20 protein-coding genes and 2 tRNA genes are annotated in these 17,892 nt (G+C 69.8%); 11 read left to right on the top strand and 11 right to left on the bottom strand.

Annotation, left to right across the window (positions count from 1 at the left end; all coding sequences use genetic code 11):
• Window positions 1-4: 4 nt before the first annotated feature.
• Window positions 5-550 carry a ribose-5-phosphate isomerase gene (locus tag LTL01_RS12000; RefSeq protein WP_053548289.1) on the bottom strand — a complete coding sequence of 182 codons (546 nt, stop codon included), beginning with the start codon at window positions 548-550 and terminating at the stop codon, window positions 5-7.
• Window positions 551-586: 36 nt separating this feature from the next.
• Window positions 587-1,783, bottom strand: a complete 1,197-nt coding sequence (locus LTL01_RS11995) for a ferrochelatase (protein WP_236968726.1) — start codon at window positions 1,781-1,783, stop codon at window positions 587-589.
• Window positions 1,784-1,908: 125 nt separating this feature from the next.
• On the opposite strand from LTL01_RS11995, the gene pepN reads away from it, so the two are divergent.
• From pepN to LTL01_RS11980, 3 genes are all read left to right on the top strand, one after another.
• Window positions 1,909-4,455 (top strand): aminopeptidase N, encoded by a 2,547-nt coding sequence (pepN, locus tag LTL01_RS11990; protein ID WP_053548291.1) that lies wholly within the window; start codon window positions 1,909-1,911, stop codon window positions 4,453-4,455.
• Between the two features lie 66 nt (window positions 4,456-4,521).
• The gene (locus LTL01_RS11985; protein WP_236968725.1) at window positions 4,522-5,616 is read left to right on the top strand and encodes a mechanosensitive ion channel family protein; all 1,095 of its coding nucleotides are present in this window, start codon (window positions 4,522-4,524) and stop codon (window positions 5,614-5,616) included.
• A complete protein-coding gene (locus tag LTL01_RS11980; RefSeq protein WP_053548292.1) occupies window positions 5,613-6,038 on the top strand; it encodes a globin in 426 nt (141 codons plus the stop codon). The genes LTL01_RS11985 and LTL01_RS11980 overlap by 4 nt, the downstream gene beginning before the upstream one ends.
• Here the strand turns inward: LTL01_RS11980 and LTL01_RS11975 are convergent, their stop codons facing one another.
• Window positions 6,039-6,719, bottom strand: coding sequence for a DUF8185 domain-containing protein (locus LTL01_RS11975; RefSeq protein WP_236968724.1), 681 nt, complete (start codon window positions 6,717-6,719; stop codon window positions 6,039-6,041).
• Window positions 6,720-6,794: 75 nt separating this feature from the next.
• Between LTL01_RS11975 and LTL01_RS11970 the strand changes: the two genes are divergently transcribed.
• The gene (locus LTL01_RS11970) at window positions 6,795-7,649 is read left to right on the top strand and encodes an acyl-CoA thioesterase (protein ID WP_053548445.1); all 855 of its coding nucleotides are present in this window, start codon (window positions 6,795-6,797) and stop codon (window positions 7,647-7,649) included.
• Between the two features lie 4 nt (window positions 7,650-7,653).
• On the opposite strand, the gene LTL01_RS11965 is transcribed toward LTL01_RS11970, so the two are convergent.
• The 5 genes from LTL01_RS11965 to yczR form a co-directional block, all read right to left on the bottom strand.
• Entirely contained in the window at window positions 7,654-8,151 is a 498-nt protein-coding gene (locus LTL01_RS11965) for an acyl-CoA thioesterase (protein WP_053548294.1), read from the bottom strand.
• Complete coding sequence (gene ettA / locus LTL01_RS11960; RefSeq protein ID WP_236968723.1) at window positions 8,144-9,823, bottom strand: energy-dependent translational throttle protein EttA; 1,680 nt, start codon at window positions 9,821-9,823, stop codon at window positions 8,144-8,146. Before ettA ends, LTL01_RS11965 begins: the two co-directional genes overlap by 8 nt.
• A gap of 61 nt (window positions 9,824-9,884) precedes the next feature.
• The gene (locus tag LTL01_RS11955; protein WP_236968722.1) at window positions 9,885-10,397 is read right to left on the bottom strand and encodes a DUF6993 domain-containing protein; all 513 of its coding nucleotides are present in this window, start codon (window positions 10,395-10,397) and stop codon (window positions 9,885-9,887) included.
• 37 nt (window positions 10,398-10,434) lie between these two features.
• The gene (ssb, locus tag LTL01_RS11950; protein WP_236968721.1) at window positions 10,435-10,971 is read right to left on the bottom strand and encodes a single-stranded DNA-binding protein; all 537 of its coding nucleotides are present in this window, start codon (window positions 10,969-10,971) and stop codon (window positions 10,435-10,437) included.
• Between the two features lie 179 nt (window positions 10,972-11,150).
• The gene (yczR, locus tag LTL01_RS11945; protein ID WP_236968720.1) at window positions 11,151-12,575 is read right to left on the bottom strand and encodes a MocR-like transcription factor YczR; all 1,425 of its coding nucleotides are present in this window, start codon (window positions 12,573-12,575) and stop codon (window positions 11,151-11,153) included.
• A 61-nt stretch (window positions 12,576-12,636) separates the two neighbouring features.
• Between yczR and yczE the strand changes: the two genes are divergently transcribed.
• From yczE to LTL01_RS11910, 7 genes are all read left to right on the top strand, one after another.
• Window positions 12,637-13,344, top strand: coding sequence for a membrane protein YczE (gene yczE, locus LTL01_RS11940; RefSeq protein ID WP_236968719.1), 708 nt, complete (start codon window positions 12,637-12,639; stop codon window positions 13,342-13,344).
• Window positions 13,345-13,566: 222 nt separating this feature from the next.
• Window positions 13,567-13,639 (top strand) — tRNA-Arg (locus LTL01_RS11935).
• Between the two features lie 74 nt (window positions 13,640-13,713).
• Window positions 13,714-14,337 carry an oligoribonuclease gene (gene orn / locus LTL01_RS11930; protein WP_082334739.1) on the top strand — a complete coding sequence of 208 codons (624 nt, stop codon included), beginning with the start codon at window positions 13,714-13,716 and terminating at the stop codon, window positions 14,335-14,337.
• A 37-nt stretch (window positions 14,338-14,374) separates the two neighbouring features.
• A tRNA-His gene (locus tag LTL01_RS11925) sits at window positions 14,375-14,450 on the top strand.
• 34 nt (window positions 14,451-14,484) lie between these two features.
• A complete protein-coding gene (locus tag LTL01_RS11920; RefSeq protein ID WP_053548298.1) occupies window positions 14,485-14,838 on the top strand; it encodes a metallopeptidase family protein in 354 nt (117 codons plus the stop codon).
• Entirely contained in the window at window positions 14,829-15,140 is a 312-nt protein-coding gene (gene clpS, locus LTL01_RS11915) for an ATP-dependent Clp protease adapter ClpS (protein ID WP_053548299.1), read from the top strand. Before LTL01_RS11920 ends, clpS begins: the two co-directional genes overlap by 10 nt.
• Window positions 15,133-15,636, top strand: coding sequence for a DUF2017 family protein (locus LTL01_RS11910; RefSeq protein WP_236968718.1), 504 nt, complete (start codon window positions 15,133-15,135; stop codon window positions 15,634-15,636). The genes clpS and LTL01_RS11910 overlap by 8 nt, the downstream gene beginning before the upstream one ends.
• 4 nt (window positions 15,637-15,640) lie before the next feature.
• Here the strand turns inward: LTL01_RS11910 and LTL01_RS11905 are convergent, their stop codons facing one another.
• The 3 genes from LTL01_RS11905 to dinB are packed head-to-tail and all read right to left on the bottom strand — an operon-like array spanning window position 15,641 to window position 17,834.
• Window positions 15,641-16,234, bottom strand: coding sequence for a nucleoside/nucleotide kinase family protein (locus tag LTL01_RS11905; RefSeq protein ID WP_236968717.1), 594 nt, complete (start codon window positions 16,232-16,234; stop codon window positions 15,641-15,643).
• Window positions 16,209-16,529, bottom strand: a complete 321-nt coding sequence (locus LTL01_RS11900; protein WP_053548449.1) for a hypothetical protein — start codon at window positions 16,527-16,529, stop codon at window positions 16,209-16,211. The genes LTL01_RS11905 and LTL01_RS11900 overlap by 26 nt, the downstream gene beginning before the upstream one ends.
• A 39-nt stretch (window positions 16,530-16,568) precedes the next feature.
• The gene (gene dinB, locus LTL01_RS11895) at window positions 16,569-17,834 is read right to left on the bottom strand and encodes a DNA polymerase IV (RefSeq protein ID WP_236968716.1); all 1,266 of its coding nucleotides are present in this window, start codon (window positions 17,832-17,834) and stop codon (window positions 16,569-16,571) included.
• Window positions 17,835-17,892: the final 58 nt, after the last annotated feature.

Genomic DNA, 17,892 nt, shown 5'->3' with positions numbered 1-17,892 from the left:
CGGTTCAGCCCGCCTCGGGGTCGAACGAGCTGTTCGGTGCGTCGAGGACGTCCGCTGCGGAGCTGTCGGCCCGCGGATCCGGCGCGAGGGAGCCGTCGATCTCGTAGGCGGCTAGCTGTCCGATGCGACGGACGTGACGCTCCTCCCCCGAGAACGGCGTCGCGATGAACGCGTCGATGAAGGATGCGGCCTCGGCGAAGGTGTGCTGACGTGCGCCGATCGCGATCACGTTCGCGTCGTTGTGCTCCCGCGCGAGCTCGGCCGTCGCAAGACTCCACGCCAGCGCGGCGCGTACTCCGCGCACCTTGTTCGCCGCGATCTGCTCACCGTTGCCGGAACCGCCGAAGACCACACCGAGGGCTGCGATCCCGGACTCCTGGTCGCGGACCACCGCCTGGGCGGCGCGGATGCAGAAGGCGGGGTAGTCGTCGAGCGGGTCGTAGTCCAGCGGCCCGTGGTCGATGACCTCGTGACCCTGCTCGGCGAGGTGGTGCTGCAGCTGAGTGGAGAACTCCAACCCCGCGTGATCGGTGGCGATGTGGATACGCATGGGCCTCATCCTAGAGAGCCGGGAACCGTCGACCGGTCACGGTTTCAGTCCGGACGCCGCGGGCTTGAAGCCCGCACGGACGTTCTCGCAGCACGCGGTCCGGCACACGTCGAACCAGGGCCCCAGATCCGTCTTGTGCGGGCGGTCCCCCGCGGGCGTGCCGTTCAGCCGCTCCTCGACCAGGTCCACAAGCCCGGACACGAAGACCGGGTCGATGCCGGGCGTCGGCGTGCGGACGGCGCGCAGACCCGCCGCTTCCGCGGCCTCGAGCGCCTCGGTGTCCAGATCCCACATGACCTCCATGTGGTCGCTCATGAATCCGACCGGGACAATGGCGACGGCCCGGGCTCCGCGACCGGGCAGCTCCTCGATGACGTCGCACACGTCCGGCTCCAGCCAGGGCTGCGTGGGCGGGCCCGAGCGCGACTGGTAGACCAGCTCCCACGAGACGTCCGCGGCCTCGGGGACTTCCGCGGCGACGGCCGCCATGACGACCTCCGCGACGGCCAGGTGCTGGGCCGCGTACGCTCCGCCCTCGCCGAAGTCACGGTGGCGAGGATCGCCCTCGCGGGGGCCGGAACGCTGCGCGTCGGCGGTGGGGATGCTGTGCGTGGAGAACAGCACATGCACGGATGCCGCGGGGACGCCGTCGGCGAGGAATCCCGCCACCGCGTCCCGCACGCCGTCGATGAACGGCTGCACGAAGCCCGGGTGGTCGAAGTACTGGCGCACCTTGTCGATGGTGACGGTGTCGGCGAGGCCAGAGTCCTCGAGCGCGCGGGCGAAGTCCTCGCGGTACTGGCGGCAGCTGGAGAAGGACGAGTATGCGCTCGTCGCCAGGCCCAGGAGCGTGGTGTGCCCGGCATCCGCCGCCTCGGTGACCGCTTCGGTGAGGTACGGCGCCCAGTTGCGATTGCCCCAGTACACCGGGAGGCGGAGCCCGCGCCGGGCGAGCTCTTCCTCGAGGGCGGCCTTCAACGCGCGGTTCTGCGCGTTGATGGGGCTGACACCACCGAAGTGACGGTAGTGATGCGCCACCTCTTCGAGGCGTTCGTCCGGGATTCCGCGGCCGCGCGTGACGTTGCGCAGGAACGGGATCACGTCCTCCTGCCCCTCGGGTCCTCCGAACCCGGCGAGGAGGATCGCGTCGTAGGCCACGGGGACCTCGACGTGGGCGGGACCGGATGCCGCAGCATCCGAGGCGTACGAGACCAGCTGCTCAGTCGAACTCACCCGGTAATCCTCTCACCGTGTACGGAGGGTGGCGCCGTCTGCTGGCGTAGGCTGGCACGGTTGCCGTCGGAGCCAGCAGCGCCGGCGCGGTCCCCCTCACCCTCACCCATGGGAGCAGAACCACAGTGCCTGGAGAGAACCTCACCCGCCTGGAGGCGCAGGAGCGCCGCGCGATCGTCGACACCGCGTCCTACGACGTGGTCCTGGACCTGACGACGGGGCCCGAGGTGTTCGGCTCACGGACTACGGTCCGCTTCGCGGCCACCCCCGGCGCATCCACCTTCATCGACCTCATCGCGCGCGACGTCCGCGAGATCACGCTGAACGGGCGATCGATTGATGCCGCCGCGGCGTTCGCGGACTCGCGGATCGCGCTGTCCGATCTCGCCGCGGACAACGAGCTCGTCATCGACGCGGACTGCGAGTACACCAACACCGGCGAGGGACTGCATCGCTTCGTCGATCCGGTCGATGACGAGGTCTACCTCTACTCGCAGTTCGAGGTGCCCGACTCGCGCCGGATGTACGCGGTCTTCGAGCAGCCGGATCTGAAGGCGTCCTTCCGGTTCACGGTGACCGCCCCCGCGGCCTGGAAGGTCGTCTCCAACTCGCCCACCCCCACCCCCGAGGACCACGGGGACGGGCGGGCGACATGGCGCTTCGAGCCGACGCCGCGGATCTCCTCCTACATCACCGCCCTCGTCGCCGGACCGTACGAGTCCGTCTTCTCGAGCCTCACCAGCTCCGACGGCCGGGAGATCCCGCTGGGCGTCTACGCGCGAAAGAGCCTGTGGGAGCACCTCGACGCGGACTACGTCTTCGACAAGACCCGTCAGGGCTTCGCCTACTTCGAGGAGAAGTTCGGCTACCCCTACCCCTTCGCAAAGTACGACCAGCTCTTCGTCCCGGAGTTCAACGCCGGTGCGATGGAGAACGCGGGAGCGGTGACCTTCACCGAGACGTACGTCTTCCGATCCAAGGTCACCGACGCGGTGCGCGAGCGTCGGGTCGTCACGATCCTCCACGAGCTCGCCCACATGTGGTTCGGCGACCTCGTCACCATGAAGTGGTGGGACGGGCTGTGGCTCAACGAGTCGTTCGCGGAGTGGGCCTCCACCATCGCCACGGCCGAGGCGACGGAGTGGACCGAGGCCTGGACCACCTTCAACGCGATGGAGAAGACGTGGGCCTACCGCCAGGACCAGCTTCCCTCCACGCACCCCGTGGTCGCTGAGATCAACGACCTCGAGGACGTGCAGGTCAACTTCGACGGCATCACCTATGCCAAGGGCGGGTCGGTCCTCAAGCAGCTCGCCGCCTGGGTCGGCATCGACGCCTTCTTTGCCGGCGTGGGCGCCTACTTCCGCAAGAACGAGTGGTCCAACACCGAGCTGTCGGACCTCCTCGTCGAGCTCGAAGCGACCAGCGGGCGGGAGCTGACCGGCTGGTCGAAGAAGTGGCTGGAGACGGCCGGGGTCAACACCCTGTCGCCCGAGATCGTCACGGATGCGGATGGCGTGATCACGCGTTTCGCGATCGTCCAGACCGCGCCCGCGGACTACCCCACCATCCGCCCGCACCGCCTCGCCGTGGGCTTCTACGATCTCCAGGAGGGCGCGCTGGTGCGCGTCCACCGCCTCGAGCTCGACGTCGACGGTGATCTCACCGAGGTGCCGGAGCTGAAGGGGCGCCGCCGTCCGGATCTGGTGCTTCTCAACGACGACGATCTCGCCTACGCGAAGATCCGCCTCGACGCGCGGTCCCTCGCCACGGCGATCGATCACCTCCGCGACATCAGCGACCCCCTCGCGCGGTCGCTGGTCTGGGGCGCGGCCTGGGATCAGACGCGGGATGCCGAGACCGCGGCGTCCGACTACGTCGACCTGGTCCTGCGCAACATCGGGTCCGAGACGGAGTCCACGACCGTTCGCACGACGCTCGCGCAGCTCCAGCTCGCCGCGAACTCCTACGTGGCCCCGGAGGCGCGCGCGGCCACCCGCGAGCGCGTGGCCGAAGGACTGTGGACACTCCTCGAGAGCGCGGAGGCCGGCAGCGACAGCCAGCTCCAGTTCGCGACCGCCTTCGCCTCGGCCGCGGCGACGCCGGCCCAGTGGGACCGCGTGGCGGGATTGCGGGACGGATCCCTCGTCATCGACGGGCTGTCCGTCGACACCGACCTCGCCTGGGCGCTCCTGGTCTCCCTCGCCGCAGGCGGCCGGGCAGACGAGGCCGCCGTCGACGAAGCCCTCGAGGCCGACAACACCGCCAAGGGCGGCGAGTTCGCGGCACAGGCCAAGGCCGCGATGCCGACGTCCGCCGCGAAGTCCGGCGCCTGGGAGCGGCTCGTGACCCGTCGGGACGCACCCAACACGATCATCCGCGCCGCGGCCGCCGGGTTCGTCCACCCCGCCGGGACCGAGGTCCTCGCGGAGTGGGTGGCGCCCTACTTCGAGATGCTCCTGCCGGTCTGGGAGTCGCGCAGCTATCAGATCGCTCAGTATCTGGTGGTGGGACTGTACCCGGCGCCGCTGGCCGATGTGGCGTTGCGCGACGCGACGCGTGCCTGGCTGACGGAGCACCGGGACGCCCCTCCCGCACTGCGTCGCCTGGTCCAGGAGAACCTCGCCGGCGTCGAGCGGGCCCTCGCGGCGCAGGATCGCGACGGCCAGTGACCATCGCGTGCGCCTCGGCATCCGCCCAGCGGGTGCCGAGGCGCACGATCTACACTCGGGACGATGATGCCGCTCGTTTCCGTGTTCGCCGCTGAGGAGGCGCCGCCCGAGACGCCTCTCACGCCGGAGTGGTGGACCGACGTCCTCGCCTTCCTGACCGAAGCCGGGAGGAATCTGATCGCGGCGGTCGGGATCATCGTCGGGGCTCTCCTCCTCGCCTGGATCCTGCGGATCGTCATCCGGCGGGTGGTCGACCGCATCGTCGGCGGCGCGAAGTCCAAGGCCAACGTCGACGACACGCAGGCGCTCGAGCGGTCTCCGCTCGCGTCGGTGCGCGTCGTGCAGCGCACACGCACGCTCGGGTCGATCCTGCACAACATCGTCAACGTCGCGATCGTCGTGATCGCACTGCTGCTGATCGTCAACGTCTTCGCGCCGAACGCCCTGGGGTCGCTGACCCTCCTGACCGCCGCCGTCGGCGCCGGGCTCGGATTCGGCGCGCAGAACATCGTCAAGGACGTCCTCAACGGCATCTTCATCGTCGCGGAGGACCAGGTGGGGATCGGCGACGTGGTCGACCTCGGGCTCGCGACCGGCATCGTGGAGTTCGTCAGCGTGCGCGTGACGCACGTACGGGACGCCAACGGGACACTCTGGTACGTGCGCAACGGCGAGATCCTCCGGATCGGCAACCTCTCGCAGGGGTGGTCGCGCGTGATCATCGACGTCGCCGTGCCCGCGGACGCCGACATCGACGAGGTCGAGTCGACCATGCTCGACACGGCCAAGGCGCTGGCGAAAGATCCGAAGTGGCGGACCCGGACGGTCGACAAGCCGGAGGTGTGGGGACTGGAATCGGTCACCGGCGACACGTTGGTCATCCGCCTGGTGATGAAGACCCGCGCGAACGCCAAGGACGACGTGGGGCGGGAGCTGCGCGTCCGCCTGAAGCGCGCGATCGAAGGGATGGGGCTGACCGTCCCGCAGCTGAACTCGGTGCTCCTCTCCGGGATCGAGGGTGCCCAGAGGGTGCGCGGGGCCAATCCGCCGCGCACGCGACCGAATCCTCTCCCGCCCGCGACCGACGAGGTGCCCGCCCCCCGACCGAAGTGGCGACCCAAGCTCAAGCCCGAGGCGCCCAAGGAAGACGGACCGTCATGATCACTCCCCCGACCGATTCGGCGACGCCGGACGCCGATTCCCCCACGAGCTTCTACGAGCAGGTCGGCGGACACCCGACCTTCGTGCGCCTGGTGCGCCGGTTCTACGAGGGCGTCGCCGAGGACGAGGTGTTGCGCCCGATGTACCCGGAAGAGGACCTGGGCCCCGCGGAAGAGCGTCTGCTGCTGTTCCTGGAGCAGTACTGGGGCGGCCCGGGCACCTACAGCGCGCAACGCGGGCACCCGCGGCTGCGGATGCGTCACGCGCCGTTCCGGGTCAACCCCGATGCGCGCGAGCGGTGGCTGCGACACATGCGGGACGCGGTGGATTCGCTGGAGCTGTCGCCGATGCACGAGGAGGTCCTGTGGGACTACCTCGACCGAGCGGCGCACGCGATGGTCAACACCTTCGATCGCGACTGATCAGAGCGACCCACTCGAGCCGGTGCTCCGCACGGGTCCGAGTCCCGGCGGGCGGGAACCGCGCACCAGGACGTGTCCGCGGGCGAACGACAGCCGGGTCCAGGGTCCCGCGGTCCGCACCGCCACCTCCTCTTCGCCCGCGATGAAGCCCAGGGCGAAGGCCGCGAACGCGCAACCGCGCGCGACGTCGAGCAGGGCGGTGTCGGATTCGCCCCACACCGCCGCTCGCACGGTGTGGACGACATCCTCACCGGGGTCTGCGGGCATGGATTCCGCCACGGCGGCGATCCCCCACTGCGCCCGCGCGGCCAGGACGGAGGCGGGGAGCGTCCCGATCCGCGTCCATCCGCCGGCGGGCGCGGAGATGCCCGCCCACGGCGCCGTCCGGGCGGTCTCCGGCAGCACGATCGCACGGGGGTCACCGGCATCGGCCGCGAGAGCCGCGGCATCCACCACGAGGTCGCAGACGAGCTCGGCATCGACCTCGACCGCGCGCATCCCGAGGACCGTGGGCGTGGTGTCCAGCAGCGTCCGCGGCGCCAACGGTGCCGAGGACAGCACGAGGACGCCGTTCGCGGCCTTCAGACGCACGTTCCCGTCACCGAGGGCGGCGGCGCGTCCGGAGAAGGTCAGGACATCGGCGGCCGCGAGCGGATCGGGGAACATCAGGCGGGGGGACATCCGACCTAAACTACCGGAGTGACCGACGACGCCTCGCCTGCTCAGGACCCCGCCGATCCCGATCCCGTCGGCTCGATGCTCGCGGTGCTGGACCTCTCCGGATCGGATGCCCGGACCACGGAGGACATCTTCGTCGGCCGTTCCCAGACGATGCCGCTCGGGCGCGTGTTCGGCGGCCAGGTGCTCGCCCAGGCGATGGTGGCGGCCTCGCGCACGATCGCGGAGGACCGTCTGATCCACTCCATGCACGGCTATTTCCTCCGGCCGGGCGACTCGGCTCGAGACATCACGTTCGCGGTGGATCGCATCCACGACGGGCGTTCGTTCTCGACCCGCAGGACGCAGGCCTTCCAGGAGGGGGTCCCGATCTTCTCGATGATCGCCTCGTTCCAGGATGTCGATCCCGGACTCGACCATGCAGCCGCTCCCCCCGCCGACGTCCCGGCGCCCGAGGATCTGCCCGCGATCGAGGAGCACCTGCGCGGCTCGCACCCGATGTCGCAACGGCTTCTCGCGGATCGTCCGGTCGAGGTCCGCCATGTTCCGTCGCCGGTGTATCTCCGGGTGGAGGGCGCGCACGTGCCCCGACAGGCCGTGTGGATGAAGCTGCGCCGTCCGATCGGGGACGATCCCCGACTGCACGCCGCGGCTCTCGCCTACCTGAGCGACCTGACGATCCAGGAACCCGTCCTGCGCGCCCACGGCCTGCCCTGGATCACCCCGGGTCTCAAGGTCGCCAGCCTCGACCACGCCATGTGGTGGCACCGCCCCGGCCGCGTGGACGACTGGCTCCTCTACGTTCAGGAATCCCCGAGCGCGCGCGGCGGTCGCGGGCTGTCCACGGGGCGCATCTTCACGCGAGGCGGCACGCTCCTTGCGAGCGTCGCGCAGGAGATCATGGTCCGCGCCCCCGCCGGCGTCACCGACTGAGCCGTCAGCGCCGCCGGACGTAGACGATGGGCGGGCCCACGAACGGCTCCCAGGTCGCCCGCTCGTGCTCGCTGAGCTTCAGCGGGCGCCCCGAGGCGGCATCCGCCTTGACGACGATCGTGGTCGCCCGCGCGTACACCGTCTGTTCGCCGGGGATCTCCCGCGGCGAACACACCTCGTAGCAGACCTCGATGCTCGAGCCGCCCAGGCTTCCGAACCACATCTGCACATCCAGCGGGTGCCGCTGGTAGGGAACCGGTGCGGTGTACTCGATCTCTTGACGAGCGACCAGCGTGAGGACGCCGCTGTGGATGCCGGAATCCAGGATCGCCGTCGGAGGGGCCGTCTCCCCCGCCGCCGGGCGCCAGAACGCACGGACGCGCGCCTCTTCGAGGAGCTTCAGCATCGCCGCGTTGTTGACGTGGTTGAAGGCGTCGAGGTCGCCCCATCGGAGGGCGATCGGAATGTGCAGCCGGCCGGTCTCTGCGGAGACGTCAGTCACGGGTGAGCTTGCGGTAGGCCGAACGGTGGGGCTTGGCGGCATCCGGTCCGAGACGCTCGATCTTGTTCTCCTCGTAGGCCTCGAAGTTGCCCTCGAACCAGTACCACCGGTCCGGGTGCTCCTCGGTGCCCTCGTAGGCGAGGATGTGTGTGGCGATGCGGTCCAGGAACCACCGGTCGTGGGTGATGACGACCGCGCAGCCGGGGAATTCCAGGAGCGCGTTCTCGAGACTCTGCAGGGTCTCGACGTCGAGGTCGTTCGTCGGCTCGTCGAGGAGGAGGAGGTTTCCGCCCTCCTTCAGGGTGAGTGCGAGGTTCAGGCGGTTGCGCTCACCACCGGAGAGCACGCCGGCCTTCTTCTGCTGGTCCGGCCCCTTGAAGCCGAACTTGGAGACGTAGGCGCGCGAGGGGATCTCGGTCTTCCCGACCGTGATGATGTCGAGTCCGTCGGAGACGACCTCCCACAGCGACTTCTCGGGATCGATGTTGCCGCGCGACTGGTCGACGTAGCTGATCTTCACCGTCTCGCCGATCTTCAGGTCTCCGCCGTCGAGGCTCTCGAGCCCGACGATGGTCTTGAACAGCGTGGTCTTGCCGACGCCGTTCGGACCGATGACGCCGACGATGCCGTTCGGGGGCAGGCTGAAGCTGAGGCCGTCGATGAGCGAACGGCCGTCGAAGCCCTTCTTCAGCTTCTTGGCCTCGATCACGACGCTTCCCAGACGCGGGCCGGGCGGAATCTGGATCTCCTCGAAGTCGAGCTTGCGGGTGCGCTCGGCCTCGGACGCCATCTCCTCGTACCGGGCCAGGCGTGCCTTCGACTTCGCCTGGCGCCCCTTCTGGTTGGAGCGGACCCAGTCGAGCTCCTCTGCCAGCCGCTTTGCGAGCTTGGCGTCCTTCTTGCCCTGGATGGCGAGGCGCTCGGCTTTCTTCTCCAGATAGGTCGAGTAGTTGCCCTCGTAGCCGATCAGACGCCCTCGGTCGACCTCCGCGATCCACTCCGCGACGTTGTCGAGGAAGTAGCGATCGTGGGTGATGGCGATCACGGCACCGGGATACTTCTGGAGGTGCTGCTCGAGCCAGAGGACGCTCTCGGCGTCGAGGTGGTTGGTGGGCTCGTCGAGCAGGAGCAGGTCGGGCTTCTGCAGCAGGAGCTTCGCCAGCGCGACGCGGCGGCGCTCACCGCCGGAGAGGTTGGACACGTCCGCGTCCCCGGGCGGGGTCCGCAGGGCGTCCATGGCCTGCTCGAGCTGGGAGTCGAGATCCCACGCGTCCGCCGCGTCGATCTCCTCCTGCAGGGTGCCCATCTCCGCCAGCAGGGCGTCGAAGTCGGCATCCGGATCGGCCATCAGGGCGGAGATCTCGTTGAACCGGTCCAGCTTCGCCTTGATCGCCACGCCGTCCTGGATGTTCTCCAGGACCGTCTTGGCGTCGTCGAGCTCAGGCTCCTGCATGAGGATGCCGACGGTGAACCCGGGGCTGAGCTTCGCCTCTCCGTTGGAGGGGGTGTCCAGGCCCGCCATGATCTTGAGGATCGTCGACTTCCCCGCACCGTTCGGTCCGACCATGCCGATCTTGGCGCCCGGAAGGAACGCCATGGTCACGTCGTCGAGGATGAGCTTCTCGCCCACCGCCTTGCGTGCGCGAACCATGGAGTAGATGTACTCAGCCATGTCTGTTCCCTCTCCTTGCCGTGCGAGCGTCAGCGTCCCAGCCTACCGGCCGGTGCGGGACTCACCAGTCGATGGGGCGGGTCTGACCGAGCAGGCAGGCGCCGTCGCCGACCACATCCGTCACGGTGGCGAAGGGCTCCCCCGTCGCCGGACCGACCTGACCGACGAGGCACTGCTGCCCCCAGCGCACCGAGAACTGGAGGGACTCGGCGCGATTCCCGACCGTCGACAGGTCCTCCGTGACCTGCATCGCGGCCTTGTCGAAGCCGGCGGCGACGAGCGCGTCGACGTACGCGCGCCCGGACTCCCTCGCGTCCGAGGCCCAGACCTGCCCGACGATCGAGGAGAAGAACGGCAGATTGTCCTCGGCCGAACCGTCCGGAATCAGGGAATCGACCGGCGGGGCGCTGGTCTCGCTCGCGGTGACGGTCGGAGATGGTTCGGGCTCGGCTGTCGGGACCGGCGCCGGCTCGGGGACGCAGCCGCTGAGGACCGCGACGCTCAGGACCAGTCCGAGGCCGATGCCACGACGGCGGGCGGGCGGGCGGGACGGCTCGCGACGGGATCGGGACACTCTGGGAGTCTAGATCGTCTCGCCGCGGCGCCCGGCGTCAGAACGGTGTGCCCTCGAGCTCGCGCGCGTCATTCGTCAGCGCCGCACCGGGTTCGACCGTCGGCCACTCCCCCGATGCGACGGAGCCGCGCGATGCCGCGTCCGAACCTCCGCCGACGGCATCGCCGCCACCCGGAACCGCCCAGGTGTCGGATGACGCGGGGGTCGCGCCCTGCGAAGCCCCGTCGCGCTGGAACACCGTGGTGCCCCACATCAGGTCGGGGCCGATCGCCTCGGCGTCGATCTCGACCGCGGTGCCCTTTCCGGAGTCGTTCTCCCACTCCCTCACCTTCACGCGGCCGGTCAGGACGACCCGATCGCCCTTGTTCAGGGATCGATGAACGTGCTCCGCCAGGCGGCGGTACGCCGAGACGGTGAAGAAGCTCCGGTCGCCGTCCACCCATCCGCCGCTCGATTGGTCGAAGCGACGCTGACTGGAGGCGAGTCGGAAGGTGGTGATCGTCAGCCCGGAGGGCAGGGTCTTGAAGTGGGGCGGTGTGGCGATGTTGCCGACGAGCGTGATCTGCGCGGTCATGGGATCCTCTTCCGGGTTCGGCACGATCCGCTCCGCGGGAGTCGCGGGAGCGGGTGCCGACCACTCTGCGCGATCCCCCCGCACGCAGGAGCGGATCCTCCCCGATCTGGGGATCGTCTGCGCGGTCCCGTTCCTGGGGAGGAGGGGCGACGGCGCGCGGCAGACGCGGTGAGCAGGGGTCAGACCACGGCGTCCACAGTCGCGTGGCCCATCGTGGGCACGCCCGCGCTCACGCGCTCCCATGCGCCGGCGAGGACGTCGATGGCCCGCGCGAGGGTGACCGCGTCCGCGGTGAACGGCACACGCAGGTGTCGCTCGTGGCCTCCGTCCAGGGAGAACCTCGGCCCCGCGGAGAGGAGGAGCCCCTCCGCCCGCGCCTGCATCACGAGCGCCGCGCTGAGCGGCGCGTCGAGGGCCACCCACAGGGACACGCCGCCGTGCACCGGAGGCACCCGCCACTGCGGGAGGCGCGCGGCGATCCGCGCGGTCACGGTGTCCCGTCCGAGGCGCAGGAGCTCCGCGCGCTGGGCGGTCACATCGGGGTAGTGCGACAGCACGCGTGCCGCGACCGCCTGCTCGAACTCCGGCGTACCCAGGTCTCGTGCCGGTCGTGCGGCGACGAGGCGACGGAGGACCGGAGCCGCCGCGCGGATCCACCCCACCCGCAGTCCGCCCCAGACGGTCTTGCCGAGCGAACCGACGCGCACGACGAGATCCGCGTCCTCCTCGGCGAAGCCCGGGGCGAGCGGCCCGCGATCGATGTCGAGGTCCGCGGTGGTCTCGTCGAGGACGAGCAGGGTTCCGGCGCGCTGTGCGGCCTCGAAGGTCACGGCCCGATCGGAGGACGTCATCGATCGCCCCGTCGGGTTCTGGAAATCGGGCATGAGGTAGGCGGCCACCGGCGCCGTCCGTTCGAAGGTCTGAATGAGGCGATCCATGTCCCACCCGGCATCCGTCGTCACCGGAACACCGACGAGGCGTGCGCCGGCTTGGCGGAACGCGTCCGCGGCGTGCGGATACGTCGGGGTCTCCATCACGACGCGGTCCCCGCGACCGACGACCACACTGGCGATCAGATGGATCGCACTCTGCGCGCCCGCGGTGATCATGACCTGGTCGTGGGTCGTCGGGACGCCGCGGGCGGTGTACGCCTCCGCGACGGCGGCGCGCAAGGCGTCCATTCCGATCAGGTCGTAGCCGGGGCGCGCAGCGAGGGAGGGGATGTCGGCCGCGGCCTCGGCGAAGGCGGCGGCGAGGCCCGGCCATGCCGCGGGGCTCGCCTGCTGCAGATCGATCAGTCCGTCGCGCGTGTCGCTCCTCGCAGGCGTCCGACGGGGCAGCGGAAGGGTCACGCTCCCCGAACCCCGGTGACTCGCGATGTGCGCGGAGTCTCGAAGGCTCCGGTAGGCGGAGGCCACCGTCGCCCGGCTCACGCAGAGGGCCGCAGCGAGATCCCGCTCCGCGGGCAGAGCCGTCCGTGGCGCGAGTCGGTTGTCCAGGCACAGCAGCCGGATACCGTCGGCGAGCGCCTCATACGCCGGTTCGCGGGCACGCCACCCGCCGAGCGCGGTCGCGAGCGCCCGCGAGGAGATGCGGGAGTCCATCGGGCCACTTTATGCGAAGTGGCCTGGTGTGCACGGTCCAATCATGCGATCAACTGGTGACATGACCTCCCGACTCGTCGCCCTCGTCTTCGGCCTCGTCCTGTTCGGATTCGGATGCGCACTGATCGTCCTCGCGGGTCTCGGCGTGGACCCCTGGACCGTCCTCGCTCAGGGCATCTCCGTGCAGACCGGCTGGGGGATCGGGTGGGTGACGAATCTCGTGGGCCTCGCCGTGCTTCTGCTGTGGATCCCGCTGCGGCAACGTCCGGGTGTCGGCACGATCGCGAACATCGCGCTCGTGGGTACGACGCTTCAGATCTCCCTCGGGTTCCTCCCCTCCCCCACGAACCCGGCGGGTCAGGCGGCCTTCCTCGTCGGAGGGGTCGCCGTCATCGGGCTGGCGTCGGGGATCTACATCGGCGCGCGCCTCGGTCCGGGACCCCGCGACGGCCTCATGACCGGGCTGAACGCGCGGTTCGGGTGGCCGCTCTGGGCATGCCGCGCCGGAGTGGAGTCCACCGTCCTGCTCATCGGCCTCGTGCTCGGCGGCTCGGTCGGCATCGGCACGGTGGTGTTCGCCGTGACCATCGGTCCCGCCGTCCACGCGTCGATCGCTCTGGTGGATCGGATCCGGTCATCGTCGCGGATCCGGCTCGTGCCGGCTCGGCGCGGGCTCAGTGCTCCTCGAAGCGCGGCCAATCGCTCCCCGGGCGCATCTTCGCATGCAGTGCGCTCTTGGCGATCTCCATCGACGGATACGTGCCCGTGATCTCGCTGGCGCCGGCCATCGTCACGGTGTAGCCGTCCGCATCCTTGCGGATGCTCCCGACGACGCCGCGGGATCCGAACGCGACCCACAGGGCCCGAGGGGGGTGGGTGGTGATCATCATCGACTTCCCTTCTCCACGTCTGATCAGAAGCTACGCCTGCCGCGCGGGTTGCGCCAGATGCACGCGGTGTCGGGACGACCCGATAATCTGGCATCACCTTTCCCTCCGTAGCTCAGGGGACAGAGCGAGCGGTTTCTACCCGCAAGGTCGGGGGTTCGAATCCTCCCGGGGGGGCGTACAGGTGCTCGGACGATGGTCCGTGGCGCGACGATCGGCCTCGTCCGGGCCGCGGAAGGACCGGTGACACGGTGGGGACATCCGAGAACGACCGCCTGGTGTGGATCGACTGCGAGATGACGGGACTCGACACCTCCGTCGACGAACTGGTCGAGATCGCTGTCGTCGTCACGGACTTCGAGTTGCGCCCCCTGCACCCGGGATTCCACGTGGTCATCAAGCCGAACGACTCGGCCCTCGCCCACATGAACGAGTTCGTCACCTCGATGCACCGCTCCTCCGGACTTCTCGACGAGATTCCGAACGGCGTCTCCGTGGCCGAGGCGGAGTTCCAGGTCCTCGAGTACATCCAGAAGTACGCGCCGGTCGAGGGGAAGGCGCCGCTGGCCGGCAACACCATCGGTACCGACAGGATGTTCCTCGCCCGATACATGCCCCGGGTCGACCGCTGGCTGCACTACCGCAACGTGGACGTCTCCAGCATCAAGGAGCTGTCCCGCCGGTGGTATCCCCGCGCCTACATCCACGCGCCGGCGAAAGACGGCGGCCATCGGGCTCTCGCCGACATCCTCGAGTCGATCCGGGAGCTGGCCTACTACCGTCAGGCCGTCTTCGTGCCCGAGCCCGGTCCCACCAGCGACGGGGCGCGCGCGGTCGCCTCTTCGGTGGTGTCTTCGTTCGCCTCGGGAGTGTGAGAGAATCTTTCAGTTGCCCGCGCAGGCGGGAGACATGGTGGGTATAGCTCAGTTGGTAGAGCACCTGGTTGTGGTCCAGGGGGTCGCGGGTTCAAGTCCCGTTACTCACCCCAAGTACGTGCGTGTGTGCACTTTCGGGAGCCCGCGATGAGTCTGTACCTGGGCGTGGAAGATTTCGAACGCCTTGTGGTCGACGAGCTCGATCGCCTTCCCGACGACATGGTCGCGGGCCTCGACAACGTCGTCTTCGTGGTCGAGGATCGACCGGAGGACGGCTCCCTCGATCTGCTCGGGCTCTACGACGGCTGGGCGCTGACCGAGCGCGACCGCTACGGAGTGGGCGAGCTGCCCGACAGGATCATCGTCTACCGCGAGCCGCACCTGGCCGCGTGCGGCGACATGGACGAGCTGCGAGACGAAGTGCACACGACCCTCGTCCACGAGATCGCCCACTTCTACGGGATCGACGACGAACGCCTGCACGAGCTGGGATGGGCATGATGGATTCCGCCACTCTTCCCGCCGCCGAGATCGACACGGCCGAGGACACGCGCGGCGCGCCGGAGCGACCGTGGCAGACCGTGGTGTGGGACGATCCGGTGAATCTCATGTCGTACGTGACCCACGTGTTCCGCCGATACTTCGGCTTCTCTTCGTCCGTCGCCGAACGCCTCATGCTCGCGGTGCACAACGAGGGGCACGCGGTCGTGGCGGAAGGTCCGCGCGAGCAGATGGAGTTGCATGCGCGAGCGCTCCACGAATACGGACTGTGGGCCACCGTGAGAAGGGAACCGCATGACTGAGCGCACCGTGATCATGGAGATCACGCGGATCGAGGCGGCGCACATGGCGACGCTGATCACGCAGTTCGTCGATCTCCTCGATTCCCGTGACACAACGGGCGATGATCCGGCGCTCGGGCGGATCACCCCCGACGGGTACGCGGACGACGCCCACGCCGCGGCGGAGTTCCGCGCGATGACCGAGAACGATCTTCTCGATCGGCGCCGCGTGGACGCGGGCGTCGTGCTGTCGCGGCTGCGGGAACCGGCGACACTTCCGGATCGCCCCACGGATGCGGTGCTGCGCGAGAGCGTGGCGGTGACGCTGCCCCCGGACGAGGTCGATGCGTGGCTGCGCACGCTCGCGGCCGTCCGGCTCGTGCTGGCCGAGCGCCTGGGCGTGTTCGACGGAGCACCGGACGACGGCGCGGAGGAGGATCCCCGCTTCGGCGTCTACGAGTGGCTCGGGTACCGCCTCGACGGATTGGTCGCCGTCGTGGACGATCCGCGCCCGTGAGCTCTCACGGAACGGCGATCACGTGGGTGGCGAGAGCCTCCGGGGCGTCCCGGCGCAGGTGACGCTCCTCCTGGCGCGCCCAGCGCTCCCAGTGCGGGCGATAGGCGTCGCCGTCTCGCCCCAGCGCCCGCGCCTTCCGGGCCGCGGCCGGAGCCTCGACCCACACCCGGATGTCTCCCAAGCGCGCCGTCGCCGGCGTCAGGATCCCGCAGCCTTCGATCACGAGGGGAAGCGCCGGGTCCACGGCGTGCGCTTCCGCGTGCTCGCCGAGCTCCCAATCCCAGCGACGCCAGACCCCGACGAGACCACGCGCGTGGGGAACGAGGACCTGCTCACGCGCCGCATCGACGCCGGCATCCAATCCGTCCCATCCCGGATACATCGCGTCGAGGGCGATTTCCTGCACACGCTCGCGACGGGGCCAGCGCATGCGGATCAGACGTGCGAGCGTCGTCTTCCCGGCTCCGCTGCGCCCGTCGATCATGATCACCGGGTTGGACGCGTCCAGCCGCGCCACGGCATCGAGGACGGCGTCGGCCGCCCGGTGCAACGCCGCGCGGAGGGGATCGGCGTCACTTCTTGAGGGCGCGGATGACACGGCTGAGCGCGCGGCCCGCGACCCAGACGAAGGGGATCGCCACCGCCAGGAGCGACACGAGGTTCGGCTCGAAGCGCAGGTCATCGCCCCGCCGGATGTACGCACCGACCGGAATCGCGTATCCGCCACCTCCGCCGCCCCCGTTGCCGGACTCGTCTGCACCGCCGCCGAAACCGGTCCAGGTCAGGGCCACGGGGATCAGGCGGACGCCGTCGACGTCCTGCTGTTCACCGTAGACGCTCTTGACGCCGAGGGCGGCGGACTGCTTGGCGAGCTCGATCGCGATGTTGGGCATGTCCCCCACGCTACCCCGCCACACGAGTGGTGCCCACCCTCAGTCCGGCGGTCGGTGCTCCGGGCGGGGATTCGTCGGCGGCGTGCGTCCCCCCGGAGCGGGACCGAGGAGGGTCGCCCGGGTGATCGCGCCGCGCCCGAAGCGTTCGGTGGCGGTGTCGAGGGCGGCGTCCACCCGCCGCCAGTCCTCATCGGCGTCCCAGAGCGCGGCGCCGGTCGAACCGGCGGGGACCAGACGTTCCGCGCGCAGCCCGATGAGGCGGACGCTCTGGCGCAGGTCGATTCCGTCGAGGAGCGAGTGCCCGGCCTCGCCGAGCCGCTGACCGACATGAGACGGATCGGGCAGGGTCATCGACCGCGTGAGGGTGGTGAAATCCGCGAAGCGGAGCTTCAGGGACACCGTCGCGGCCTCCCAGCCACCGGCTCGCAGACGCGCGGCGACGCGATCCGCGAGCCGTAGGACCTCGGTCCTGAGGATCGCCCGGTCGGCGATGTCGCTGTCGAAGGTCTCCTCGTGCCCGATGCTCTTCTCGATCCGATCGGTGTGGACCTCCCGCGGGTCGATTCCGCGCGCCAGGTTCCACACGCGCTCCCCCATCGCGGGGCCGAGCGCACGATCGAGCACCGGGCGGGGCGTCGCGCGCGCGTCGCCGATGGTCCGGATGCCCCGCGCGAGGAGGGTTTCGGTCGCCTTCGGACCGATGCCCCAGAGGGCTCGGACGGGACGGGGCGCGAGGAAGGCGTCGGTGTCGACGTCGCGCACGATGAGCAGGCCGTCGGGTTTGCTGATGGTCGAGGCCATCTTCGCGACGTGCTTGGTCGCGGCGACGCCGATCGAGCATGTCAGCCCGGTGTCGGCGAGGACCCGCGCACGTAGCGTGCGGGCGATATGCCCGGGCGTTCCCCATAGGCGCCTCACCCCGCGGACGTCCAGGAACGCCTCGTCGATCGACAACGGCTCCACGAGCGGTGTGACGTCGCGGAAGATCGCCATGACCTCCGCGGATGCGGAGAGGTATTGCGGGAAGTCGGGGGGAACCACGATCGCGGTCGGACACAGGCGGAGGGCCTGGCCGACGGGCATCGCCGAGCGCACGCCGTAACGGCGCGCCTCATAGGACGCGCTGGAGACGACCGACCGACTCTCCGGCGCGCCGATGATGACCGGCTTCCCGCGCAACGAGGGGTCGTGCTTCTGCGCGACGGCGACGTAGAAGGCGTCCATGTCGACGTGGAGGATGCCGGTGCCGGTGTCATCGGCATCCGCCGTCGAGACGAGCCTTCCGGTGCCGTCGCCCCGTCCCATGAATCCCTTCTCTCCGCGATGCGTGATCCGCGCGGTCGGCCCCCTCGGGCAGCGGATG

It is taken from the genome of Microbacterium aurantiacum (assembly GCF_021654035.1).
Classification (GTDB): Bacteria; Actinomycetota; Actinomycetes; order Actinomycetales; family Microbacteriaceae; genus Microbacterium; species Microbacterium aurantiacum.
This window is presented reverse-complemented; position numbering and strand designations above follow the sequence as displayed.